General features: G+C 29.0%; 26 protein-coding genes. 14 read left to right on the top strand and 12 right to left on the bottom strand.

The genetic code is table 11. The features are described from left to right. Nucleotides 1-12: 12 nt before the first annotated feature. Complete coding sequence (locus Q0984_RS02275; RefSeq protein ID WP_299522916.1) at nt 13-222, bottom strand: 4Fe-4S dicluster domain-containing protein; 210 nt, start codon at nt 220-222, stop codon at nt 13-15. Between the two features lie 242 nt (nt 223-464). Between Q0984_RS02275 and Q0984_RS02280 the strand changes: the two genes are divergently transcribed. Beyond that, a complete protein-coding gene (locus Q0984_RS02280; protein WP_299522919.1) occupies nt 465-956 on the top strand; it encodes a fumarate hydratase C-terminal domain-containing protein in 492 nt (163 codons plus the stop codon). 8 nt (nt 957-964) lie between these two features. On the opposite strand, the gene Q0984_RS02285 is transcribed toward Q0984_RS02280, so the two are convergent. After that, the gene (locus Q0984_RS02285; RefSeq protein ID WP_299522922.1) at nt 965-1,696 is read right to left on the bottom strand and encodes a peptidylprolyl isomerase; all 732 of its coding nucleotides are present in this window, start codon (nt 1,694-1,696) and stop codon (nt 965-967) included. Between the two features lie 193 nt (nt 1,697-1,889). Here Q0984_RS02285 and Q0984_RS02290 point away from each other — a divergent pair, with 193 nt between their 5' ends. Then, the gene (locus Q0984_RS02290) at nt 1,890-2,984 is read left to right on the top strand and encodes a DUF763 domain-containing protein (protein ID WP_299522925.1); all 1,095 of its coding nucleotides are present in this window, start codon (nt 1,890-1,892) and stop codon (nt 2,982-2,984) included. Nucleotides 2,985-2,986: 2 nt separating this feature from the next. Here Q0984_RS02290 and Q0984_RS02295 read toward each other — a convergent pair whose 3' ends face one another. Genes Q0984_RS02295 through Q0984_RS02305 form a run of 3 tightly spaced genes read right to left on the bottom strand, consistent with a single transcriptional unit; the run spans nt 2,987 to nt 5,415 of the window. After that, nucleotides 2,987-3,529, bottom strand: coding sequence for a tRNA (cytidine(56)-2'-O)-methyltransferase (locus Q0984_RS02295; RefSeq protein ID WP_299523109.1), 543 nt, complete (start codon nt 3,527-3,529; stop codon nt 2,987-2,989). 6 nt (nt 3,530-3,535) lie between these two features. After that, the gene (gene cobS / locus Q0984_RS02300; protein WP_299522928.1) at nt 3,536-4,309 is read right to left on the bottom strand and encodes an adenosylcobinamide-GDP ribazoletransferase; all 774 of its coding nucleotides are present in this window, start codon (nt 4,307-4,309) and stop codon (nt 3,536-3,538) included. A 5-nt stretch (nt 4,310-4,314) separates the two neighbouring features. Beyond that, on the bottom strand, nt 4,315-5,415 hold the full coding sequence (locus Q0984_RS02305; protein ID WP_299522930.1) for a phosphatidylglycerophosphatase A: 1,101 nt from the start codon (nt 5,413-5,415) through the stop codon (nt 4,315-4,317). Nucleotides 5,416-5,514: 99 nt separating this feature from the next. On the opposite strand from Q0984_RS02305, the gene larC reads away from it, so the two are divergent. Further along, complete coding sequence (larC, locus tag Q0984_RS02310; protein WP_299522933.1) at nt 5,515-6,696, top strand: nickel pincer cofactor biosynthesis protein LarC; 1,182 nt, start codon at nt 5,515-5,517, stop codon at nt 6,694-6,696. Beyond that, nucleotides 6,680-7,369 carry a 7-cyano-7-deazaguanine synthase QueC gene (queC, locus tag Q0984_RS02315; RefSeq protein WP_299522936.1) on the top strand — a complete coding sequence of 230 codons (690 nt, stop codon included), beginning with the start codon at nt 6,680-6,682 and terminating at the stop codon, nt 7,367-7,369. Before larC ends, queC begins: the two co-directional genes overlap by 17 nt. Before the next feature lie 126 nt (nt 7,370-7,495). On the opposite strand, the gene oadA is transcribed toward queC, so the two are convergent. Continuing rightward, nucleotides 7,496-9,205, bottom strand: a complete 1,710-nt coding sequence (gene oadA / locus Q0984_RS02320) for a sodium-extruding oxaloacetate decarboxylase subunit alpha (RefSeq protein WP_299522939.1) — start codon at nt 9,203-9,205, stop codon at nt 7,496-7,498. Between the two features lie 138 nt (nt 9,206-9,343). Beyond that, entirely contained in the window at nt 9,344-10,438 is a 1,095-nt protein-coding gene (locus Q0984_RS02325) for an inositol-3-phosphate synthase (RefSeq protein WP_299522942.1), read from the bottom strand. A gap of 97 nt (nt 10,439-10,535) precedes the next feature. On the opposite strand from Q0984_RS02325, the gene Q0984_RS02330 reads away from it, so the two are divergent. From Q0984_RS02330 to Q0984_RS02340, 3 genes are all read left to right on the top strand, one after another. Continuing rightward, entirely contained in the window at nt 10,536-11,387 is an 852-nt protein-coding gene (locus Q0984_RS02330; protein ID WP_299522945.1) for a UbiA family prenyltransferase, read from the top strand. A gap of 36 nt (nt 11,388-11,423) precedes the next feature. Then, nucleotides 11,424-12,998, top strand: a complete 1,575-nt coding sequence (locus Q0984_RS02335) for a glycosyltransferase family 39 protein (protein ID WP_299522948.1) — start codon at nt 11,424-11,426, stop codon at nt 12,996-12,998. 76 nt (nt 12,999-13,074) lie between these two features. Beyond that, a complete protein-coding gene (locus Q0984_RS02340; RefSeq protein WP_299522951.1) occupies nt 13,075-14,577 on the top strand; it encodes a nuclease-related domain-containing protein in 1,503 nt (500 codons plus the stop codon). A 56-nt stretch (nt 14,578-14,633) separates the two neighbouring features. Here the strand turns inward: Q0984_RS02340 and Q0984_RS02345 are convergent, their stop codons facing one another. Next, complete coding sequence (locus tag Q0984_RS02345; RefSeq protein ID WP_299522954.1) at nt 14,634-16,301, bottom strand: cytidylyltransferase domain-containing protein; 1,668 nt, start codon at nt 16,299-16,301, stop codon at nt 14,634-14,636. Nucleotides 16,302-16,385: 84 nt separating this feature from the next. Between Q0984_RS02345 and hypD the strand changes: the two genes are divergently transcribed. The 3 genes from hypD to Q0984_RS02360 are packed head-to-tail and all read left to right on the top strand — an operon-like array spanning nt 16,386 to nt 19,459. Then, a complete protein-coding gene (gene hypD / locus Q0984_RS02350) occupies nt 16,386-17,432 on the top strand; it encodes a hydrogenase formation protein HypD (protein ID WP_299522957.1) in 1,047 nt (348 codons plus the stop codon). 1 nt (nt 17,433) lies between these two features. After that, nucleotides 17,434-18,138 (top strand): phosphoglycolate phosphatase, encoded by a 705-nt coding sequence (locus tag Q0984_RS02355; RefSeq protein ID WP_299522959.1) that lies wholly within the window; start codon nt 17,434-17,436, stop codon nt 18,136-18,138. Nucleotides 18,139-18,148: 10 nt separating this feature from the next. Then, a complete protein-coding gene (locus Q0984_RS02360) occupies nt 18,149-19,459 on the top strand; it encodes a TldD/PmbA family protein (RefSeq protein WP_299522962.1) in 1,311 nt (436 codons plus the stop codon). On the opposite strand, the gene Q0984_RS02365 is transcribed toward Q0984_RS02360, so the two are convergent. The 3 genes from Q0984_RS02365 to glp are packed head-to-tail and all read right to left on the bottom strand — an operon-like array spanning nt 19,456 to nt 21,439. Next, a complete protein-coding gene (locus tag Q0984_RS02365; protein WP_299522965.1) occupies nt 19,456-19,710 on the bottom strand; it encodes a hypothetical protein in 255 nt (84 codons plus the stop codon). The genes Q0984_RS02360 and Q0984_RS02365 overlap by 4 nt on opposite strands. A 9-nt stretch (nt 19,711-19,719) precedes the next feature. Then, nucleotides 19,720-20,253, bottom strand: a complete 534-nt coding sequence (locus Q0984_RS02370) for a GyrI-like domain-containing protein (RefSeq protein WP_365906964.1) — start codon at nt 20,251-20,253, stop codon at nt 19,720-19,722. Continuing rightward, nucleotides 20,210-21,439 (bottom strand): gephyrin-like molybdotransferase Glp, encoded by a 1,230-nt coding sequence (gene glp, locus Q0984_RS02375; RefSeq protein WP_299522971.1) that lies wholly within the window; start codon nt 21,437-21,439, stop codon nt 20,210-20,212. The genes Q0984_RS02370 and glp overlap by 44 nt, the downstream gene beginning before the upstream one ends. Before the next feature lie 72 nt (nt 21,440-21,511). Between glp and eif1A the strand changes: the two genes are divergently transcribed. Both eif1A and Q0984_RS02385 read left to right on the top strand, forming a co-directional pair. After that, nucleotides 21,512-21,853, top strand: coding sequence for a translation initiation factor eIF-1A (gene eif1A / locus Q0984_RS02380; protein ID WP_299522974.1), 342 nt, complete (start codon nt 21,512-21,514; stop codon nt 21,851-21,853). A gap of 34 nt (nt 21,854-21,887) precedes the next feature. Further along, nucleotides 21,888-22,661, top strand: a complete 774-nt coding sequence (locus tag Q0984_RS02385) for a serine protein kinase RIO (protein ID WP_299522977.1) — start codon at nt 21,888-21,890, stop codon at nt 22,659-22,661. Here the strand turns inward: Q0984_RS02385 and Q0984_RS02390 are convergent. After that, on the bottom strand, nt 22,651-23,550 hold the full coding sequence (locus Q0984_RS02390; RefSeq protein WP_299522979.1) for a DMT family transporter: 900 nt from the start codon (nt 23,548-23,550) through the stop codon (nt 22,651-22,653). The two genes, Q0984_RS02385 and Q0984_RS02390, sit on opposite strands and share 11 nt — an antisense overlap. 137 nt (nt 23,551-23,687) lie before the next feature. Between Q0984_RS02390 and Q0984_RS02395 the strand changes: the two genes are divergently transcribed. Beyond that, entirely contained in the window at nt 23,688-24,308 is a 621-nt protein-coding gene (locus tag Q0984_RS02395; protein WP_299522982.1) for a KH domain-containing protein, read from the top strand. A 289-nt stretch (nt 24,309-24,597) separates the two neighbouring features. Further along, the gene (top6B, locus tag Q0984_RS02400) at nt 24,598-26,298 is read left to right on the top strand and encodes a DNA topoisomerase VI subunit B (protein ID WP_299522985.1); all 1,701 of its coding nucleotides are present in this window, start codon (nt 24,598-24,600) and stop codon (nt 26,296-26,298) included. Nucleotides 26,299-26,300 lie beyond the last annotated feature (2 nt).

Below are 26,300 nucleotides of genomic sequence, written 5' to 3' on the forward strand. Positions count from 1 at the left end.
GATAATTTCCTCCTAATTCTCCTCTAAATTATTTACTGTGATAGCTTGATCAGGACATGCTAATTCACATTTACCACATTTATCACACCTATCTCCAAAATTAATATAAGGTAATTGTACACCTTTCTTATTAGGCTCAGAAGATATTGCATAAACATTTTGTGGACACATATATAAACAAAGGTGACAACCTTTGCATAATTTTTCGTCAATAATAATCATTCACAATCTCCTAAAAAATTATAATAAATTAAAATAGATTATGTATTATATATGTTTTAATACATTTAAAAAGTTTATTATAAATCATGATAATTTACAGAAAAATAAAAAATTAAAGTACAAATCAAAAATAAATGATTGATTAAACAAAAAAATATTTATTAAGAAATTTTAATCAAAAAATTGAACAAAACTAAGTTTTAAACAATAAAACTATTCAAATTTACAAAGTGATGAAAAATATGAAAAAAATAAAAACACCAATAACTGATGAAGAAATAAATAAACTCCAAATTGGAGATAAAATATCATTATCTGGAGTAATGTATACAGGAAGAGATGCAGCACTACCCCAATTAGTAGAATTAATAAAAAAAGGAAAATCACCAATTAACACTAATGGAATAGCAATAATGCATACTGCAGTAAGTGATGCAGGAATAGCTCCAACAACAAGTAATAAAGAAGAAATAGAGTCTACAATTCCTTTTTTAAGTAAACATGGTGTTAAAATTCATATTGGCAAAGGAATGTTAAATGATGAAACTAAAAAAGCTTTAAATAAAAATAATTCTATTTTTGTAATAACACCACCTGTAGCAGCATTACTTACAAATAAAGTTTCAGAAAAAAAGTGTGTTGCATTTAAAAATGAAGGCATCGAAGCATTATATGAATTAAAAGTAGAAAATATCCCAGGAATAATTGCTATTGCCCATGGAAAAAGTATTTAGAAGAAGAATTATTCTTCTGCTTCTTCTTCATCATCTTCTTGTTTTTTCTCAAAGGAATCAACAAAGTTGACTTTTTCAAAGTCCATGTTTTCCCAAATATCTTTAGCTATTCTAAATCTTGCAAAAGTCACATCCATGTAAGATTTTTGATCAAATTTAGTAACATCATCTAAAGTTATGTTTACAACATCACCATCAATATCAATTACAGTTTTGTTAATATCCATATTAGGAGCTGCATAATGTAACTCAATCATACTTTTAATTTTATCTTCATCATCTTCAATAATTTCAGTAACATCAACATCAAAAACTAAATCTTTACCTGCTAATTCATGGTTGAAATCTACTTTTACTCTTCCACCATTAACAGTTAATATTTTACCAGTGTTTCCTTCAGAGGTAATTTTCATACCCGGTACTGGAGTCATACCTTGCCTTTTGAATTCTTTCATTGGGATTAATTGGATTAATTGTCTGTTTCTAGGTCCAAAAGCATTTTCACTATCAATTTCAATAGTTTTAGAGTCTCCTGCTTCTAATCCAACAATAGCTTCTTCAATAGCAGGTAATAAATGATTTCCACCAACAATAATTGGAATAGGTTTATATTCTTTATTTTCATCAAATAAACCTGCTTCTTTAGCTACATCTTCAAAAGTAGTATCAAATATTTCATCATTTTCTTGAATTTTTCCAGTAAAATTTAATCTTACAAAATCTCCATTATTAATAGCCATAATAAACGCTCCTAAATAAATTTTAATATGTAACCTATGTTAACATTATAACACTTATTAAATTTATAAATAATGCCTTATTAATGTTTTCATAAACTATGCTAAAACAGATTAGTTAATAAAAGAGAAATATATTATTTGACAAATGGTCTTAAAAAATTTATTAATATATCTAAAATTAAAATTATAAATCATGCAAAGAAAAGGAGCAGTTAATTTACCACTTCATGGAGGTCATCCCCCTAAATGGTTATTTACAAGAATGGTTAAACTATCCAAAGCAATTACTGAAGTTATTCTTGATGAATATGGACCTCATGAATTTTTAAACAGGATATCAAACCCATATTGGTTCCAATCCTTTTCTTGTGTTTTAGGTTTTGATTGGCATTCTTCAGGAACAACTACAACAACCCTTGGAGCTTTAAAACAATCCATTAAACCTGAAGAACATGGATTATATATTAGTGGAGGAAAAGGGCCAAAATCTCGTAAAACTCCAGAAGGCATACAAAGAGCTGGAGATTTATTTAATTTAAGAACAAATACTATTGAAAATATGGTGAAAAGCAGTAAATTATCAGCTAAAATAGATAATTCCTGTATTCAAGATGGTTACACATTATACCAACATAATTTTTTCATTACAGAAAAAGGATATTGGGCTGTTGTTCAACAAGGTTTAAATACTGAAAATAAATATGCGCGACGTTATCATTGGATGAGTGATACTGCAATTGATTTCTTAGAAGAACCCCATAGTGCAATTTCATGTGATATTAAAAATCCAAAATCATTAAATATGACTGATAAAGAAAGCAAAGAAGCTCAAAAAATTAGTGTTGATTTAATTAATGATAATCCAGAACATTTACGTAGCTATTTTAAAAGAAAAGATAATCAAATGCTATTAACCGATTTTACAATGCCTTCACACCATCCAGTTCTGGATATGGATATTTCTGATAAAGAGTTTGAAGTTCTTAAAAACGCTTGGGAAATCCAACCTGAAAACTATGAAGAGTTAATTTTACTTAAGGGAATTGGACCTAAAAAAATAAGAGCACTAGCTTTAATTTCTGATTTAGTATTTGGTGAACCTGCAAGCTGGGAAGATCCTGTAAAATACAGTTTTACCCATGGAGGTAAAGACGGATTTCCATACCCTGTTGACAAAGAAGTTTATGACAATTCCATAAACACTATGAGAGATGCAATTGATCAAGCTAGATTAAAAAAAGATGAAAAAATGAAAGCCATCAAAAGATTAGATGACTTTATTAAGTAATATTATCTATTTTCATCATGAATATTAACATTTTTACCATGTGCTGTTGGAATAACTTCAAATACTGGATTTTCAAATTCCAAATCAAATTCTTTACCATCCATTAATAAATGTTGGAAAACAGCAAGAGAAGAAACTTCAGAATGAGGTTGAGTAGTTACTGAAACATTCCAATCCGCACTTTTATATACTTTTCCAGGAACTTTAGCACCACCAACAACAATTAAAATATCAGCACCAGATTCTTGAACCTCCCCAACAATTTCATGGGCTTGAGAACCATACATAGTTAAATGAACTACTTTTCCACCATTATCTTTCCATTTATTGATTATACCCATATAATTTTTAGCATATTCAATTTCAAAATTTCCACCCCATCTATTAGCAGTATCCATTACATTTTCCATGAGTTTATGGTCTTCTTCACCACTTAAATAAATCTTACTAGCTCCAAAAGCTCTTGAAGTTAAACATACATGAGTTGTTATACGAGTATCTCTTCCAATTCTATGGTCTAATCTTAAAACATTTACATTCATTATATCACATCATAAAAAAAATAAAGCTACTGACATAAATAATAATGCCATCAACCTTCCAACTTCATTAGACATTCCTAAAACATCACCATTAGCTATCTCAAAGTTACGTTTAGCAATAAATGCAATTAAAGCACCTGCTACAATAGCACCAACTAAACCTATAATTCCAATAACATCCCCAACCAAATAAGCAATAACTCCTACAATGATTGTAGAAAGAATATAATTAAACATATTGGTTGAATAAATAAAATAACAACCAATACCTCCATCTAAAGGTTTTGAAATTAATGCAGTAGTTAAAAGTGAAGATTTAGCCACCATTTCACAAATAATAATTGCAGCTATACATCCATAATCTAAAACATTATAAATACCTGCAACTGTTAAACTAGCCACAATAAATAAAGTTGCAACTCCCCCAGCACCAACTGAAGAATCTTTCATCACACTTATTTTCTTTTGCGGATCTCCATGAACCATGACCCCATCAGCCATGTCCATCACACCATCCAAATGATTATATCCAGTTATTATCATTAAAAAAGCATAAGTTAATACTGCAGTGAAAAATGAATTTAAATGTAATACATCTGCACAAATTATTCCACAAACAGCTGCTAAAATACCAATGACTAAATGAATAAATGGCCAACACCAAACTAACCTAGTCATGTACTCTATTGAGGTATATTGATTAACTGGAATAATAGTTGAAAAAGATAAAAGTCCTAAAAGAGATTTAATTGGTGAAAATCTTTCATTTTCTTCATTATCCATATTAATTACTCCTCAAAAATTTTTGACATACATCCCGCAATTAAACCTGCAAATATGTCATCTACCATAGGTCCTAAACCTCCAATAATTCCAGGTTTTGCTTCATCATAACGTTTAAAATTAAATGTTGCCTTAGTTCCTGCAATTTGATTAGATATAGCTAAACCTAATACTTCATCAGTGTAAAGATATGCTGGATCATCACTTACATCAACTTCCCTTATTCTTCCACCAGTAAAATCAGCTTCAGTTCGAATAGCTGCCATCAATAAAGCAATAACATTAATATCACATAATGATTTTAAAATTTGAGCTTCAAGTTTTTCAGAAATTTCTTCAGTAACCTCCACACCTGCAACAAGTGCCAAACCTGCTTCTACTAAGTCACCTAAAAGAATACCTTCAGATACAAAATAGTCCAATATTCCAAAAGACAATTCAAGTTTTTCAATTGCATCTTCACAACTAATTATAACTGCTTCTTCAATTGATGTTGCAAGCTCTTCAAAAACAAATTGATTGTCATCATATTGGTTATTTACAATATCCACACTATTTTCATCAGCAGATGCATTTTCAGGAACATTAGCTAAAACAGCAAGAAAATCATTTTTATTTAATATATTTTCTATATGTAATGGAAGACAAAGCCCACGTAAAAACTCTGCTTTAGCTTTAACGACTGTTTTATAAATTTTTAATAACATTCCAGGAGATAAAGTTTTATCAATATATAAAACATGATTTATATCAATTCTAGCATCTGTAAATCCTTTTGGAGAATTTGCTACTTTAAGATTTTCAGTGAAATCTTCAATAACAACATCATTAGACATAAAAGTGAATAATGTTAAGTCACCATAAGTATTTGAAAAATAATCAATAGATTCAACTGCCTGTGCAATATATGAACCTTCAGAATGATTGAAAGCTTCTGCTTTTTTAGCAGTTTTCGTGTAATCATTTTTACTTTCTAAAATATTGACATTTTCAACAATATCAATACCATCACTAACAGTAAAGTCACTGAATGCTAGAAAATACTCCGGATTGTTAATACAAATTCCATAATCCTTAACGACAATATTTAACTTAGTATTTTCCATGATTTTAACCTGCACTATTTAATGTAGTATATTTTATATAGTAATTCTTAATATAAATTTTTTAATAATAAAACTAATAACAATTATAGGGGAAAAATTATGACACTTATTATCGACCCACAAACTGGAGGAATTGCTGGAAATATGATTATAGGTGCTTTAGTTGATTTAGGAGCTAATCCTCAAGAACTTAAAGAAATCATGGAATCAGTTACTCCAGAATTTGGAAAAGTAAAAGTAAGTTTTAATAAAGTAAATAAACATGGAATTGATGCTACTTATTGTAATGTAGAATTACTTAGTGAAAACAAACATATACACTATAAAGAATTGATAAGTAAAATTGATGATTTAAAACTTGATAAAAAAGTAAAAGAAACTTCTAAAAATATTTTTAAAAGAATAGCTATTGCAGAATCAGAAGTACATGGAAAAAGTTTAGATGAAATTCACTTTCATGAAGTTGGAGCTAGTGATGCTGTAGCAGATGTTATTGGATCTGTTTATGCATATTACAGTCTAAATTTAGATAAAGAAAAAATAATTGGGTTACCAATAGCATTAGGTGGTGGACGAGTAAAAACAGCACATGGAACACTACCTGTTCCAGCACCTGCAGTATTAAACATCCTGAAAAACATAAATTGTGTTGGAGGTCCAGTAGATAGTGAACTTGCTACACCTACAGGATGTGCAATTTATGCTGAGTTATGTGATGAATTCAAAAAATTCATTCCAACATGTAAAACAATGAAAGTAGGTTATGGTGCTGGAAAAAAGGATTTTAATTTTCCAAATGTGTTACGAGTTATAAAAACATCCGAAATCACTGAAAATGATCAGATAGATGTTATTGAAACAAATATTGACCATTTAACCGGTGAAGAAATAGGTTATTTATTTGATAAATTACTTGAAGAAGGTGCTTCTGATGTATCAATCACCCCAATTATAATGAAAAAGAATAGACAGGGAAGCCTTTTAAAAGTAATATCCAAACGTGAAAAAAGAGATCATTTAATTGATGTAATGTTTAAGGAAATTGGAACATTAGGAATTAGAATAACTCCAAATTTACATAGAGGAATAGCTAAACGAGAATTTATTAAAAAATCAATTGATATTAATGGAATGACATTTGAAGTAACATTTAAGGTTGCTTATGTAAATGGCAAAATAATTTCAAACAGACCAGAATATAATGATTTATTAAATATATCCACCCAAACAGAGATACCATTAATTGAATTAAAACGAATGATAAGTGATTATAATGACTAAAAAAGCAATAGCAGTATTATCTGGAGGACTTGATTCTGCAGTAGCAACCTGTGTTTATGCAAAAGAATACGAAATTCATGCAATAACTTTTAACTATGGTCAAAAAAGTTTTAAAAGAGAATTAAAAGCTTCAAAAGAAATATGTGAAAAAATGGGATTTACACATGAAGTTATTGACTTACCTTGGCTTAATAAAATAAGTAATTCATCACTTACAAGTGATGAAGATATACCCGCTTTAACAGATGAAGATTTAGATGATTTAACTAAATGTGAAAAAACAGCAAACAGTGTTTGGGTTCCTGGAAGAAATATTGTTTTTAGTGCAATAGCTACATCATATGCTGAAAGTATAGGTGCTGAAATAATAATTGTAGGTTGGGATAAAGAAGAAGCAGCCACATTTCCCGATAATTCTAAAGAATTTTTAGAAAGTTTCAATAAGATGTTAAAAATTGGTTCACCACAAAACATAGAAATTAAAGCACCAGCTATTGATTTGAACAAAGAAGAAATTGTAAAATTAGGTGATAAAACTAACACACCACTAGAATTAAGTTATTCTTGTTATGTTGGTGATGAAAAACACTGTGGTGTCTGCGAAAGTTGCATGAGAAGAAAAAGAGCTTTTAAATTAGCTAATGTTAAAGATCCAAGTGAATATAATCATTAGAATTTTTACAAAAACAAAAATTACTAGAAACTAAAACATTAATAACTGTTTCAACCATCAAGTTTTTATTAAAAAACCATCACTAAATAATATTTTTTAATAAAAGAAAAAAAATAAATAGTTATCTTATTCGATAACCATTAAAATATCTCCAGAATTAACTGCATCTCCAGCTTCTACAAAGATTTCTTTTACAATACCTTCTTCTTCAGCTTGAATATCATTTTCCATTTTCATAGCTTCAATAACTGCTACAGTTGATCCTTTAGTTACTCTGTCTCCAACATTTACATTGAGTTTAATTACCATACCTTGCATAGTTGAAATTAATCCACCTTCAACTGGAGTAAATGGACCTTTTTCAGTTTCTTCAACTTCCATAAATCCAGTAGGCATGATTTTAACTTCAAATACATCACCATCAACTTCTACATTATATTGAGTTGGAATTCCAATTTCATTCTCATTTGGAAGAGCAACAGTTTGAAGTTCTTCTTCAACTGCTTCACCTTTGAGGAATTTTGGAGCAATAGATGGATATAATGCATAAGTAAGTGCATCTTCATCAGATTTAACAAATCCCTTTTGTTCCCCTTCTGTTTTAAATTTGTCAAATTCATCTTCAAGTAAATCTGCAGGCCTACAAGTAATTACTTCTTCATCACCAATTATTTTACTAGCTATTTCATCATTTACTGGTGCGGGAGGTTTACCATAGAATCCTTTCATATATTCTTTAACTTCATTAGAAACAGTTTTGTATCTTTCACCACCTAAAACATTCATTACAGCCTGAATACCTACAATTTGACTAGTTGGAGTTACAAGAGGTGGATAACCCATATCTTTTCTTACACGAGGCATTTCATCAAGTACATCATTATACCTGTCTAAAGCATTTTGTTCTTTAAGTTGTGAAATTAAATTTGAAAGCATTCCTCCAGGAATTTGATATAATAAAACATCTGTATCGACACTTTCTGCAATAGGGTCAATTAAAGCAAGATATTTTTCTTTGATTTGATCAAAATATTTTTTAATAACTGTTAATGATTTTAAATCTAAACCCGTATCATAAGGAGTTCCCTGTAATGCTGCAACCATACTTTCAGTAGGTGGTTGACTTGTACCTCCAGAAAGTGGAGAAATAGCTGTATCTAAAATATCAACACCCGCCTGACAAGCAGCATAATAACTAACCTGAGTCATTCCACTAGTACAATGACAATGCAAATCTACTAATAAATCTGTTTCTTCTTTTAATTTAGATACTAATTCATAAGCAGCTGTAGGAGTGATTAAACCTGCCATATCTTTAATAGCTACAGAATCACAATCAAGAGCTTCAAGTTCTTTAGCTAATTCTACAAAATCATCTAAAGTATGAACTGGACTTAAAGTGTAACTTATAGTTCCTTGTACATGAGCTCCTTGAGCTTTAGCAACTTTAATTGTTTGTTTCATGTTACGAACATCATTTAAAGCATCAAAAACTCTAAATATATCCACACCATTTTCATAGGATTTTTCTACAAATTTTGTAACAATATCATCAGGATAATGTTTATATCCTACTAAATTCTGTCCCCTTAACAACATTTGAATTGGAGTTCTAGTAAATTCTGATTTTAAGCTTCTTAATCTTTCCCATGGATCTTCATTTAAATATCTTATACATGTGTCGAAAGTAGCTCCACCCCATGCTTCAACTGAGAAAAAACCTATTTTATCCATTTCTTCAGCAATAGGAATCATATCCCTAGTTCTCATCCTAGTTGCAAGTAATGATTGATGAGCATCACGAAGTGCAGTTTCGGTAAATCTTACTTTAGTCATAGATTAAACACCTCTCATTAATGTTTTTTTATAAATCAATAAATAGAATAAATTATACCAAATAATATATATTATTTTAACTAGTATTAATATGTTTGTTTAAAAATAGTAAAAATAGTAAAAATGAAAAGTGAAAAATTATCTTTCTAATTCACCAGAAATAAATTTTTCAACATTTTCATAAGCTTCATCATCACTAACTTGTACTGGAGGATGTTTCATCACATAAGAAGAAATAGAAGTTAATTGACCACCAATACCTCTTTCCAAACCAAGTTTACAACACCTAATAGCATCAATAACACATCCTGCAGAATTTGGAGAGTCTTCAACACTTAATCTAAGTTCAATATTCATTGGAACATCACCAAAAGTACGACCTTCCATTCTAAGGAAACATAATTTGTTATCATTTTGCCATGGGACATAATCACTAGGACCAATATGGATATCTCTATCATCCATCCTTTCAGCTACCACAGCCTGTACAGCTTCAGTTTTAGATTCTTTTTTAGAATCCAACCTATCCCTATTAAGCATGTTTAAAAAATCAGTATTTCCACCAGTATTAATTTGATATGTCCTATCTAATTTAACTCCACGATCTTTAAATAAATTAGCTAATGTCCTGTGAGTTATTGTTGCTCCAATTTGTGCTTTAATATCATCACCAACAATAGGAATACCTTTTTGTCTAAATTTAGCATCCCATTCATCATCACTTACAATAAATACAGGCATACAATTAATATAAGCAATTCCTGCATCTAAAGCACATTGAGCATAGAATCTAGCTGCTTTTTCAGACCCTACAGGCAAATAATTTACTAAAATTTCAGCCCCACTTTCTTTCAAGACATCAACAACATTTACAGGTTCTTCATCACTAACAACAAAAGTATAATCATCTTCATAATTAGACATGTGAGGTGCAACACCATCTAAAACATGCCCCATACTTACACATACATCATATTTTGGAATTTCTTCTTGAAAAATAGTTGTACAATTTGGTTTTGCAAAAATAGCCTCATCAATACTTTTTCCAACTTTTCTTGAATCAATATCAAAAGCTGCAACAACATCAATATCACAAGGAGCATATCCTCCAATATCCCAATGCATTAATCCTATTGAATCATCCGAATTTTTTCCATCATAATAATGTATTCCTTGAATAAGAGAACTTGCACAGTTTCCCATACCCACAATTGCTATTTTAATTTTATTCACAATAACACCAGCCTACTTTAATTAAACATAAATATAATATAGTTATTATTAACTTAATATAGTTTATAAAATTATTTATTAATAAGAGGAAATAATTATGAACCCTTATGTTGAAATAATCAGACCTGGAAATGTCATAATGGCCATAATAGCAGTAGTTTTAGTAGCTATTCTTAAAAAAAGTATTGATATACCAATTATATTAGCTATGCTTTCTGTATTTTTCGCCATGAGTGGTGGAAATGTAATTAATGATTATTTTGACTATAAAATAGATTTAATTAATAAACCTCAAAGACCAATACCTTCAGGAAGAATTTCACTTAACAAAGCAAAGAAATATGCTGAATTTTTATTTATAATAGCTGCAATTATTGGATTTATAATATCTTATTTAGTAAATACATGGATTCCTTGCGCTATTGTATTATTTGCAGACATAATACTTTATTTATATGCATATAAATTAAAATCAACACCATTAATTGGTAATTTAACTGTAGGTTTTATGACCGGATTATGTTTCATATTTGCCGGATATTCATTTAATGATCCATCAATAATCTACAAATCATATTTACTTGCATTTTTTGCTTTAATAATGACAACTGCTAGAGAAATAACTAAAGACATAGAAGATATTGAAGGTGACAAATCAGAAGGTGCTAAAACATTCCCAATATTATATGGTACAAAAATATCTGCAATTATTGCAGTTAGTTTAATAATAATAGACTGTGCATTATGCCCAATACTTTACATTTACCATATCTTTAACTTGAATTATTTAATTATCGTTTCAATAGCTGCATTAATATTCATATACGGAGCTATTTTACTTAGAAATCAAGATTCAAAAACTGCAAACAAAGTTTCAAAATATCTGAAAATTGGAATGTTAATTGCATTTGTTGCATTTGCACTCGGAACAATGACAATAAGTATTTAAAAAAAAATATTAATCAAAAATTATAAATAATATTTAATGATTTTTAATGATTTAATTTTAAAAAAAAATGATGCAAAATTCATATTAACTCTCCTTATAATTAGTTCATTATTAGTTGCTTACTATATTCAATTTACAGAAAATATTGGAATATATTGTTCTGATGTTTATGTTTATTTAATAAATGCATTATATTATTCTGGAGTTAATATGAATGTAACGTCGACTATTCATTTGTACCCTCTAATTTCAGTTATAACTTCATTATTATTTGATTTAGGGATTAAAAGTGAATTTTCCATATATTTAGTTACAGGAATATTCGCAATAATTGGAAATATTGGATTTTATATTTTACTTAGAACCAGATTCAACGAAATACTAAGTTTAACTGGATCTGTAATGTATGCTACTTTTGCACTTAATTTAGCATGGTTAGCTAACGGAACTTTAGATTTACCAGCAGTAGCTGTGAGTATTTGGTGTATTCTTACTTCATATATTGCAATAAAATTAAATCCAAAATATTATGTAATAGCTATGCCTCTTTTTGTAATTTCCTTATTTACAAGATATACTACCGGCTTAATTTTACCAGTTTTATTATTATATTACATTTATGAAAAAGGATTTAAAATAGCTCCTGAAGACAAAAAATATATTAAAAAAGGAATTATTGTTTCAATTGGTATTTTTGTCATAGTTTTAGTATTATTAACTTTAATGAGTGATTTTAAACTACCATTATTCCATGAAACTGCAATTAGGGTAGAAGGTAAACGTGGAATGAGCGTAAACCAGGCATACAATCCAGATATGAGATATTACTTTATAAATTTTCCAGAATTCATTTCTGCTTCAAAAACCACATTTGTACATGCAACACCATTCCTTGAAAACTCAACTATACTTTCATGGTTAAGTCTCGGATTATTAGCTATTGGAACTATTCTTGGAGCAATGAAACTAAAATTAGAACGCAATAAAGAAACAATTGGTGCTGCAGTTGCATTTTTAATATCTATTGTGCTGTTTACCCACATCAGTTCTATCGTGACAATTATAATTACATTTATTGGACTTTATTTGTTAGGTAAAAATTCTAAAAATAAAGAATATCTTACAATGCTTGGTTGGATTCTATCATATTATATATTCTTCACTTATTTCAACATTAGAGTTAATAGATACATAATTCCTGCGATTCCACCAATCATATACTTTATGATACTTAGTATAGAACTAATTCATGAGAAAATTAAAATTAATAAAAATATAATTCCATTAGCTTTAATTATATTATTTGTAGTTCAAGGATTTGCTTTTACATCAACATATCAAGATATCCCAAACTTTAAAGCCCCTGAAGAAATATCCAACCATATAATTAGCAATAATCCAGATTATGAAAATCAATCAATTGGAGCATATAACTTAAGACCATATAGCTGGTACTTACAAACAAACATTATTGGAATTCCAACAGGAAATACAACTGCTATTGACCAGTCAAATGTAACATATTACATATCCAACAAAGAGCTACAGAACTTAACCAATTATACTCAAATAAAAACTGTTGATAACATATATTTATATGAGAAAAAATAATATTAAAGAGAAATCTATATAATAACAAAATTATAAAAATTAAAAACATAAAATAAGGCAAATAAAAGAGGATAATATGAAAGTTGTATGCTGTAAGAACTGTGGTGCTAAATACCAACTCGAAGAGGATGATGACATAAGTGCATTCGAGTGTTCTTCATGTGCTGGAGATTTAGAAGTATTCGATGATTATTCCAATAATGATGAATCTCCAAAATCCACTATTCCCACCTCTCAAAAGTATGAGGATTCATATATTGTCCAATGTAATGACTGTGGCTTAAAATACAAAATTAATAAAAATGACAATATACTTGATTATGAATGCGACAGTTGTGGTGGACCTTTAAGATATTTAGATGATGAAATGAATAAAGAGGTTGACAGATATCTTGAAGAAAGAAAAGAGGAAATTCCAGAACATTATAAGGAAAGTAACAGCACTGCTGAAGAACAACATTCTAAAGAAAATACAATAACACCTATACATTCAGTTACACATAAACTAGAAAGTTTTTTTTCAGAAGATCAAATGCAGAAAATCGCAGATGAAGAACTGGAAAAAGAAATGGAAAATAAACCTGCTCCAAAAACTGCGAGAACTACTATACCACAAGCAGTATTATCTAAATTTGGAAGAGAATTTTCTATTCCTAAATCAAATGATTATAACATCTTAAAAAAATATCTTAAAGATGAATTTTTCAAAGGAATGGAACAATATTATAAAAATGATCCATCAAATAACAGTCCAAATAACTTTTTAGAAAAAATAGGTGATAAATTAACAATTAATGAACCAAATCCAAACATCATCCACGGAAATGATGGAAAAATTGAAAAAATTGCAAATACCAATAATCTCATCATATTAATTGGACTTATAATCTTTGTCATGAGTATTATTGAAATACTAACTATAAATAGTGGATTTGGTATTGTTACATTATTCATAAGTGTAATAGCATTATGTTATGGATTCTATAAAAGTAAAGACACAAAAGAAACAGAAACTAGAACTAGAATTATTAGAGAACATTTATTAACCCTTCCAGAAGATTATTATGTCTTTTATAATGTGAAATTACCTACTTCCCCAACAGGAATAAACCATGTAGTTATAGGACCTTCAGGAATTTATGCTCTTATTTCACAAAAATACAAAGCAAAAAACAGATTAGAATCAGAAAATGAAAATTTAAATTTGATTGATTCTGTTGAAAATGAAAATAAAATGGAAGAAATTCCATATAATTACAGTAGGCGTTTTAAGTATACAACCAAACAAGCAAAATTCTCACAAGACAATAAAATAAAACAAAAATCATTAATGTTAGGTGAAAACCTAATTAATTTCCTTAATGAAAATAATATAAGACATTGTTTTGTTGAACCATTAGTGGGTTTCATAAATAATGAAGTTGTAGTAATAAATACACCATTGACTGATGAAGATTTATTTATGGATGAATTATTGCATAAAATAGAATTTGGCCCAACAAAATTAAATTCTGAAACAATAGATAAATGTGCAGTTTTACTTAACAAATATTCTGCAGATTGTTCTTCAGAATTTTAATTTTTTAACTTTTTTAACTAATTTTAAAAAAATAGATTGAATTAAAAAGATAAAAACTATTTAGAATTATCTAATTCAAATTCACGATATTTTGACTTCACAACACCCCACACTTCTTCAAAACCATGTTTCAAATCAATGTTTAACATTTTTTCATTCATTGATTGTCTAAGTTCAAAATCAGTAACAAGCATGTTAAATTGGTGCATAATTTCTTCTTGGGATAAATATGATCCAAGACCCAAATTTATAAACCCATTTTCAGGACTTCCAAATAAATTATTTATTTCACGTTCATCTTTACATATAACAATACATGGAACTCCTAAAGAACAAATTTGATACATTATTCTTCCACCAGATGAAAAAATAACATCAGCAGAAATCATAAAATCACTAATAGATTGTACTGAAGTATAAAATTGAACATTTGGTAAAAATTCATATTTGGATGCTAATTCTTCAGCATTATCATGACCAAAACCTAAAATAACATTAATTCTACCAGTGAATCCAGTAGCTAAAACAGCATCTAAAACTTTTTGAGACAAATTAAGATTATCATTTGGAGCAAAATCAATTAAAACATTGTTAACATCATTAGTAATTATTTTTGGTTGATGTAAATAAAATTCATCTTTCAAAATATAATATTCAGGGCCTACGAAAAATTTGCCTCCACCTTCATGTTTATATAATGAATCAAATACTAAATCTGCAACATCAGAACCACTTCCGAAGTCTTCAAAATTAATAGTATAATAACCTCTATTGACCAAATCAGCCATATATTCATAATTAGTATCACCAACATCATTAATAACAATGTGAGGATTAAAAGCATCTAATAAATTAAGTAATTCAGATTTACCATCATATGTTTGGTATTTATAATTATAGCTATTAACAATATCAATACCTAATTGATGATTTTTATTTACAAAAAATACAACATCATGGAAAACAAGTTTTGAAGCCATGGATAAACAACGATACATATGACCAGTTCCTACTTGGTCATAAGCATCAACAACAAAGGCTATTTTTTTCTTTCTAAGATAATTATTTGTAATCCACCAATCTTCATAAGTATTAATTTCAACACTTTCTTCAGGAGAAATTTCAATTAAATCAATGTTTAAACCTAAACGGGATCTTTCAGTTACAAAATTACGGCGAGTAGCTAATATACCTCCAGTTTCTTTAAATGTTTTAGGAAGTAAATCTTTATATAAACGTTCTGTGTAAAATGGGAAATATCTTCCATTTTCTTCATCAAATCCCCATCTTAAATTTTTATCGTCAACAACTGAAATTACACTATCAATATTAAAATTAGCAAATTTTTCAATAGCTCTATCTAATGTTTCAGTTTTTAATAATGGAGAAGAAGGTTGTACTGTAACTACAATATCATATTCATCGAAAGCCTGTTTTTCTTTTTGCAACATTGCATCATATATAACCGTGTCCAATAATACTTCATCACTAGCTAATTCCACAGGACGCTTTACAACACTAGTACCATATTTTTCAACTATAGATGCAATTTCAGAGTCCTCAGTAGATACAACCACATCATCGACATATCGAGACGCCTTAGCTATATCTATTGAGTAGTAAATAAGTGGTTTCTCTCCAAGCAATCGTAAATTTTTACGAGGAATATTTTTTGAGTAACCTCTAGCTGGAATAACCACCAATATCTTATTATTTTCAAACATATATATCCCCAAATTACAAAATTTATATTAAATATTATTAAATAATATAATAATACTAATATTAAATCTTTTAGGTGTTTATGAATGAAAAATATGACAAAAGAGTTGTTAGACAAAATAAATGAAATAGCTACTCCAGTAAAAATAATGCATGTTTGTGGTTCACATGAACATACTATCATGGAGAATGGAATAAGGTCACTACTCCCACCAGAAGTAGAAATTATTGCAGGGCCTGGATGTCCAGTATGCGTTGTGCCTTCCCGTGAAATTGACGAATGTTTAGAATTAGTAGATAAAGGAGTTACAATAACTACTTTTGGAGACATGTTGCGTGTTCCAGGTTCTCAACGTTCACTTGCTGAAGCAAAAGCAGAAGGTGGAGATGTAAGAGTAGTATATGGAATTAATAAAGCAATTGAAATAGCTGAAAAAGAAGATAATGATGTAGTGTTTATGGCTGCAGGATTTGAAACAACAGCACCAACTACCGCTGCAGAAATTCTAGCTAAACCTCCTGAAAACTTTTCAGTGTTATCTTGCCATAGATTAATACCTCCAGCTATTGATTATTTAATAAACTCTGGAGAAACTACTCTTAATGCATTAATTGAACCTGGACATGTATGTACAATTATCGGAACCAAACCTTTTGAATATCTTTCAACAAAATATGGTATACCTCAGGCAGTAGCAGGATTTAACCCTTTAGATATTTTAATGTCCGTTTATATGATTTTAAGACAAATACGTGATGGAACACCTAAAATAGATAATGAATATCATAGAGCTGTTAGAGATGAAGGAAATGTAATAGCTCAAAAAGTTATTGATCAAGTATTTGAAGTAGACAGTAGGGAATGGAGAGGATTTCCAAAAATACCTAACTCCATCTTAGAAATTAAAGAAGAGTTTAGTCAATACAATGCAAGAGCAAAATATGATATTGAAGTACAGGAAGTCAATGAAGCTCCTAAAGGCTGTATTTGTGGACCAATTTTAAGAGGTTTAGCCAGACCTGAAGACTGTAAACTATTTAGAAAATCATGTAATCCATTACATCCTATTGGAGCTTGTATGGTTAGTAAAGAAGGAACTTGTAACATAGCACATAGATATTCAAGGGATTAAAATGACCATAGAAGCAATAGCTGTAGACATTGATGGGACAATAACTGATAATAAAAGAAGACTTTGTTATTCAGCTATGGAATCTATAAGACAAGCCGAAGATATGGGAATCCCCACAATTATTGTAACTGGAAATATTGTAACTTATGCTTATGCAACAGCAACACTGATTGGATGTAGTGGCGGAGTTGTAAGTGAAAATGGTGGTGTATTATTTAAAGAGAATTACAATAATAACCAAGTAAAAACCATAGTAGATAGAACATATGTAACTGCTGCTGATGAATACCTAAAAGAAACACTTGGCACTACATTTGATAAACATATCTCAAATGACAATATGTATCGTTTAACTGAAAGTGTATTTTACAAAACAATCACAAAAGATGATTTAGAAAGAGGATTAAAAGGATTTGAATATTTAGACAAACTAGAAATATACGATAGCGGTTTTGCACTCCATGTCACAGATAAAAGAATAAATAAAGGAAAATCTTTAAAACATCTCTGTGAAGAAAATAACATTAATATGAAAAATGTAATAGCTATGGGAGATAGTGAAAATGATGAAGCTTTTTTAAAGGAAGCTGGGTTAAAAATAGCTGTTGGAAATGCTGAAGAAGGATTGAAAAAGATTAGTGATTATGTTTGTGAAAACAAATATGGTGATGGTGTAAAAGAAGCTATTGAAAAATTTGTATTATAAGGCTGATAAAATGATATATGAAATATCTGAAAAATGTGAAAAAGAAGTTAAAAAAATCTGTGATGAATACGAAATATACGTAAGTACTGGAAAAACAATAGAACTTGATTCCAAAAATGATGAATTAAATTTTGCAAAAGAAGAAATTGCCCAAGGTATTGGGATTAGAGTTTTAAAAGATAATAAAATGGGGTTTGCTTTTACTTCTGATTTGAATAAAATTAGTCAAACTGCCAAACAAGCTTTGGAAAATAGCAAACTAAATAATCCCGACAAAAATTACAGTTTTTCACAAGTAGAAAAAGTAAAAAATATTGACAAAATATATGATAAAAAATTTGAAAATTTAGATTTAGATGAATCTATTGACTTTTTAAATAATATAATATCAAAAGCCAATGAAACAAAATGTAATGTAATTTCAGCAGGATTTTCAGCAAGTAGTGGAAATTCAATTATAATAAATTCAAATGGTGTTTCAATAGATAATAAAAGTACTGGATTTGGTGCAGGATTATCTGTGAATATTGAAAATGGAGACGAAGTAGCTACAGCATATGATTCTATTTCTTCAAGATTTTATGATTTGAATGGAGATAAATTATCTGAAGACGTGTGTAACCTAGCTATGAACTCAGTTAATGGCAAATCAATAGAAACCAAAGATTATGACGTTATTCTTGATTATTATGCTGCTACAGGTCTTTTATCCACATTTTTATCAGCATTTAATGGTGAAAATGTTCAAAGACAAAGATCAATTCTCCATGATAAAATAGGTAATGAAATTGTAAGTTCAAAATTATCTATAACTAATGATCCAACTTTAGAAAAAGGAATGTATTCCTCAAAATGTGATGGTGAAGGAACTGTATCTAAAAGAACAAGACTTGTAGAAAATGGTATCTTAAAATCATTTATGTATGATATTTACACAGCAAATAAAGGAAATACAACAAGTACTGGAAATGGATATAGAAATTCATATGCATCTACACCATCAGTTAGTCCATCAAACATAATTATTGATTTTGATGAAACAACTCAAATCGATGAAATAGACGAAGGTGTTTTAACCACCAGCGTTTTGGGAGCACATACTGCAAACCCAATTTCTGGTGATTTTTCAGTAGAAGCAAGTAATGCTTTCAAAATAGAAAATGGTGAAGTCAGCGATCCCATTAACAAAGCAATGATATCTGGAAATATATTTGAGATATTAAAAAAATGTGAAGGAATTAAATCCGAAATTAAACAATACGGATCATTCATCCTTCCAAAAATATTAGTTCACAACTTAAGAGTTGTTGGACAATATTAAATTTTTTTTAATTTTCTTCTATAATTATCAATAGTTGATGAAGAATAATCAGTTGATAAATATTGATTCAATAATTCTTTATTAGAATCAAAATCTTTAATTTGAGTCTGAGTACTTTTCTCAATTTCTTTTTCTAAATTTTTAATCCTACTATCAAATGCCATTTGAGATTTAAGAATATTAACATTAGTTTTACGAGAAAGTCTTTTGATTTCTTCATCAATATCCATTTCTTCCTTCTTTTTGGGCATAATTATAACCTACATTTTAATAATCGGCAATCTTATTTCAGTAATATATTCATCTTCATTATCCACATTATGAATATTTTTTACTAAAACTTCAGTTGGTGAACCAATAATATCATAATTGTTCTCCTGAGCCACTTTAACCATTGTATCATAGCTATCTAATATATTATCAAGAGAACCTTCATGTATTCCACTTAAAACACCATGTTCAAATAAATCTGCAGTTTTAATCATGTCTTTTGCTGGAGCATCACCATCAACAGTTATACCAACATCAAAAACTGCATCCCCTTGATTTACACTATGTCTTGGAGAATAATATATTACAAATGGTTCTCCAATTGTCTTTACTTCCTCTGTTTCAACCCAATCCATCAATTTAGAAAGTAAAATTTCTAAATCAGAAATTGGTCCTTTATAATTAATAACAGCTATTTTTTGATCAGGAATAATTTTATCTTGAATTTGCATTTGATTCACCTTTTTATTATTATAATTTTTAATTTCTGCTAAATAAATATACCTCAACTTCTTCGCTTTCATCAAGAAGTTCAACAGATTTTGGAACTTTTACATAACCATCAGCAGAAGATAATGAAAATATAGCTCCAGAATCTTTAAATATTGGATGAACATCTTCACCATCCACTTTTACCAATTGATATTGCATTCTACCCACAGGAGAATGAATCCTTCTTGTTAATTTACCTTTAACAATCTTTTTTTCAAAGTCTTTATCAAAACCAACTAATTTTGTTAAAGGTGGAGCTACAAATGCATTAAATATCATTAAAGCAGATACAGGATTTCCAGGCAACCCAATTACAATTTTACCATCAACAATTCCAATAATTGTAGGTTTTCCTGGCTGAACTGAGATTCCATGAATATAAACTTGCCCCAATTCATCTAAAACATGTTTCATTACATCCCCCAGACCTGCAGAAGTTCCTCCAGAACCAATTAAAATATCCACATCATCTAAAGATTCTTGTATTTTAGATTTAAGTTGATTATAATCATCTTTAACAATTCCTAAAAATTTAGCATTAGCTCCACAAGAACTTACATCATTTTTAATCATGTTTCCATTAACATCATAAATTTTACCATATTGCAAATCATTACCCTGAAGAGTAATTTCATTCCCAGTAGATATAACTCCAACAGTAGGTTTCTTATAAACCTCAATAGTTTCAAAACCTTGAGAAAGTAAAACACCAATTTTACCAGGAGTTAAAATATCTCCTTGCTTTAAAATTAATTTAGATTCTTCAGTATCTGAACCTTTTTTAGCTACATCTTGAGTAGGAGTAACTGTAGTTAATATATTAACAGTAGAATCCATTTTTTCACAATATTCCACCATCACTACAGCATCTGCTCCTTTAGGCATTGCTGCACCAGTACTTATTTCAACACATTTACCTTTTTCAACTACTTTATCAGTTGTTGAACCTGCTTCTAGAAAATCAATAACTTCCAAAGTATTTGGAGACTCTTCACTAGCTCCAAAACTATCTTCAGCCATAATTGCAAAACCGTCTTTTAGGGCTTTATCAAATGGTGGAAAATCCATCTTACTATACACATCTCCAGAAAGTATTCTGCCATATGCATCCCCAACAGCTATTTCTTCACTTTGAAGAGTATAATATTTATCAAATAAGTTTTGAATAATTTCCAAAGCATCTTCAGATTCTTTAATTTTTAAAAATTCAGTTCCCATATCATCACCCCTAATGAATACATTAATATATTAATAAAAGTAATATATAAATAGTTTAATTCATCATCACAAATGGAGATAAAATTTATATTAGGAGGAGAGTATTTGTCAAAACCAAATCATAATAACAATCAACAAGAATTTAGAAGAGTAAGAACACCTAAAAAAGGAGAAATCCCTGGGGCTGTAGAACAAATTATGGGGCATGGAAAATTAAAAGTAAGATGTGCTGATGGGAATGTCAGAATGACTAGAATACCTGGAAAAATGAAAAAACGTATTTGGATTCGTGAAGGAGACATCATTCTTGTAAAACCATGGGATTTCCAATCAGATGAAAAAGCAGATGTGATTTGGAGATATACCAAAACAGAATCTAACTGGCTTGAAAGAAAAGGTTATTTAAAAATGTAAATAACCTTTTTATATTTATTTTTAACTGATTTTAATGGATTCAAAAATTGATAAAGCTGATGCAAAAGTCCAAAAAATAAGAGAACGTAAAAGACGAAAAAGCAGCGAAGATCGAAAAGTTGGAAGCGAAATTTTCGATAAAATAACCTTAGAAACTCTTTACAAACTAGCTAACCAGGATTATCTTGATGTTTTAAATGGTGCTGTTAGTACTGGAAAAGAAGCTAATGTTTTAAAGGGAATAACTAAAAATAATAACTATGTAGCTGTTAAGATTTATAGAATAGCTACTTCTGATTTTAAAAAAATGGATTATTATGTTCATGGAGACCCAAGATTTAATATTAAAACTAAAAATAAACGGCAATTAATCTATGCTTGGGTAAATAAAGAATTTAAAAATCTTAAAAGATTACATAATGCAGGAGTTAATGTTCCAGAACCTATTGTTAACTCAAATAATGTGTTAATAATTGAGTTTATTGGGGATACTAAAGGAAACCCTGCACCACCAGTTAAAAATCAACCTCCAAAAGATAGTGAAGAATTTTTCAACAAATTATTAGTGCAATTAAAAAAATTTGTACATGACGGAAAATTAGTTCATGGAGATTTATCTAATTATAATATTCTTAATCAAAATGAAGAACCTTTAATTATTGATGTTTCACAGTCTGTTGTTTTGGATAATCCAATATCTCATGAACTACTTCAAAGAGACATTAAAACATTAGTGAATGAATATAAAAAATTAGGTGTAAAAACAAGTTATGAAGAAGTATACAAATATGTAGACTTCAAACTATAACTTTTTCTTTTTTAGGCGGTTTACACAAAATTATTAAAGCAATAATTGTAATTATCAAACCACAAAGCATTAAAATTGATGGAATTTCAAAATAACAAAGGATACCAAATATTAATGCTGCAATTGGTTCACAACCAGACAATAAAATTGATGCCACACCAGATTCCACATAATTCAATGCAGTTGTTAAACAAATATAGGGCAATGCAAATGAAATAAAAGAATGTAATATTAAAAACAACACATTTGAAACCGGATCAATATTGATGAAATGATTTATTTGTCCAAAATTTGTAAATGGTAATAATAAACATACAATTACAATTAAAGAATAAAATAGAATACTGTAGGTATGACAACCTTTACTAATTACTTTTGTAGAAGTTATAGTATAAATTGCACAAAATATTGCTGCTCCAACACCACCAGCAATCCCAATCAAAGATATTGAACCTAAATTACTTTCCAATAATCCACTAGCTAATACACATCCTGCAATTGCAAGAAACATTGATCCTACTTTCTTAAGAGTAATTTTTTCACCTAATGTAAAATATGCACCAATTATAACAAAAATTGGAGACGTACTTAACAATACTGCTGCAAGAGATAAATGAACACTATTCATAGATTCATTATAACATAAATTTAATCCTACAATACTAATTGCAGCAACGACAAAATAGGGCGAATATTCTTTTTTAACATTAAATAATGATTTATCAGTCAATAAAACACAAACAAACATGACTAATGCAGCTATTGAAAATCTTAAAAACAATAAAGTAGTCGGATCAATCCCATTTTCAGTTAATGTCCTAACAAAAATTCCACTTGACCCAAACATTATTCCAGCTAATGCAGGCAATAAAAAATAAATTTTTTTCATAATACTTAATTCTCCAGTCTTATATACCCATAATTTTTATTAAAAGTTCTATTAAAAAGTAATCATCCAGATGAAAAAATTTAGAAATTATTAAATAAAACAATAACAATAATTTATATTACTTATAAGGTGAAAATATGCCAGAAACAGATTATTTAAAAATACCTCAAAATAGAATAGGGGCACTAATCGGAAACAAAGGAGATGTAAAAAAATCAATTGAAAAAGCAACTGAAACAATCCTTGATATTGATAGTGAAGACGGAACTGTTTACATTACCCCTCAAGAAGATATGAGTGATCCTCTTGGTGTATGGAATGCGAATCATATTGTAAAAGCTGTAGCTCGTGGATTTAATCCAGAATGTGCACTTAAATTAGTTGATGATAATGTTTATTTAGAAATAATAAAATTACCATTATACATTGGAAAATCTAAAAATGCACTTTCCAGATACAAAGGAAGAATAATTGGCCAAAATGGAAAAACACGTGAAATAATTACTGAAATGGCTGATGTAGATATGGCCATTTATGGAAAAACAGTTTCATTAATTGGTGAAATGGATAATATTACGATAGCTAAAGAAGCTATTGAAATGATTTTAAAAGGATCAAGACATAAATCCGTTTATTCATTTTTAGAACGTAAAAAAGATGAATTAAAACTTAAAGAATTTAAAGATCTTGTTGGAATCAAAGATGATGAAATTGAATTTAAAGATGGAATCGAATTTGATGAAGATCTTATGAAATAGTAACATGATTATGTTACTTTAAACTCTTTTTTTAAATAATTAAAATATTTTAATTTAACTTCAAAAATATTAAAATAAATAGCAAAACATTATATACTTTACTTAGCATATATAGATATTGTAATGAAAATATCATGTTTTCTACAATAAATTTATTATTTTTTTATCTACAAATTAATCAAACTAGACAGCATACTCTAAAAATATTACTTTGAAAATGCTCTCTGAATTGATTTAAATAAATAGATTATAAATAATTTAATTATAAACTTTTTGAGGAGGGAACAATTTGTCTCAACAAGCAAATGAACTCTTTGACAATTTCCAACAATTGACTCCATCAGAGTTCTTTAGAAAAAATAAACAGATGTTAGGATTTACTGGTAAAATACGCTCATTAACAATTGTTTTTCACGAATTAATTACAAACAGTTTTGATGCGGCTGAAGAAGCAGGTATCCTTCCAGAAATTAATATTGAATTAAAAAGAATAGATAAAGAACATTATATTCTCAGACACTCCGATAATGGTCCTGGGATTCCTGAAGATTATGTAATGCAAGTATACTGTAGTATGTTTGCAGGATCAAAATTTAGAAACATCCAATCAAGAGGACAACAAGGTTTAGGTTGTAGTGGTTGTGTACTTTTATCACAAATGACTACTGGTGAGCCAGCTCGCGTAATCTCCTGTTACCAAGAAGGAGATGAACTTAAAGGAGTTAAAATGAAGTTCAAAATGGATGTTAAGAAAAATAAAGGTATGTTAATGGAAAGAGAAGATTTTCCTGCAGAACATACTGGAGTTTGCATCGAATTACAATTTAAAGATGTTTCCTACTCCATGGCAGAACAAGGAGCTTTTGAATACATTAGAAGAACCATGATTGGAAACCCTCATGCAAAAATTACATTTAGAGATCCAACAGGACACAAATATATTTTTAAAAGAGCTGCAAATATTGTTCCAGTACTTCCAAAAGAAGTTTTACCACATCCAAAAGGAGTTAGTGCAGATGACATCCTTTTCATGGCAAAACATACTGATAAAAGACGATACAAAAGTATGTTAACCAGTTCACTTTCAAGAATGTCCAATAAAAGAGTAAAAGAAATTGAAGAAATGACTGGTATTGACATGAATAAACGTCCAAAAGATATGGAATGGGCTGAAGCAGAAGCAATTGTAAACTGTTTCAAAAAAATGAAATTCATGGCACCTCCAAGTAATGGACTTATACCAATTGGTTCCGAACAGATTGAAAAAGGTATGAAACAAATTCTTAAACCAGAATTCATAGCTACACTTACCAGAAAACCAGTAACTTATGGTGGAGGTGTTTCATTTATTATTGAAGCTGGAATTGCTTATGGTGGAGATTCTGGAAGAGTTGTAAATGAACAAAGAAAATCCGAGATTATGAGATTTGCAAACAGAGTTCCTTTAACTTTCGATCAAGGAAGTTGTGCAATTACTGAAGCTTTAAAAAGTATTGATTGGAAACGTTATGGAATTAAAGACTTTGATAACTCCCCAATTACATTATTTGTAAATATCATTTCAACACAAGTTCCTTATCTTTCTACAGGAAAACAAAGTGTATCTCCAGAACCTGAAATTGTCCATGAAATAAGACAATCTACAATGACATTAGCTCGTAAACTTCAAAAACATTTAAGAGCTAAAAAAGCTGCAAAAGAAAAAGCAATGCGTTCAAAAGTATTTGAAGATTATCTCCCAGTTATTATTGAAGAAGCTGCAAAATTAGGTGAAACTGGAGTACCTGAATATAATCAAGTTTTAGCTAAAGTAACTAAAAGAGCACTTGCAGAATTACTTGGTGAAAAAGTTGAAGAAGAGGAAGAAGAAGTTGAAGAAGACGCATTAATCATGGAAGAACTTGATGAATTTGGATATGCTGTTGATGATGACCACAGTAATCTTAAAAACATAGAAGAAGACACTCCAGAATATGAAGAGGAAGAATAATT

Source organism: uncultured Methanobrevibacter sp., assembly GCF_934746965.1.
In the GTDB taxonomy this organism is placed as follows: Archaea; Methanobacteriota; Methanobacteria; order Methanobacteriales; family Methanobacteriaceae; genus Methanocatella.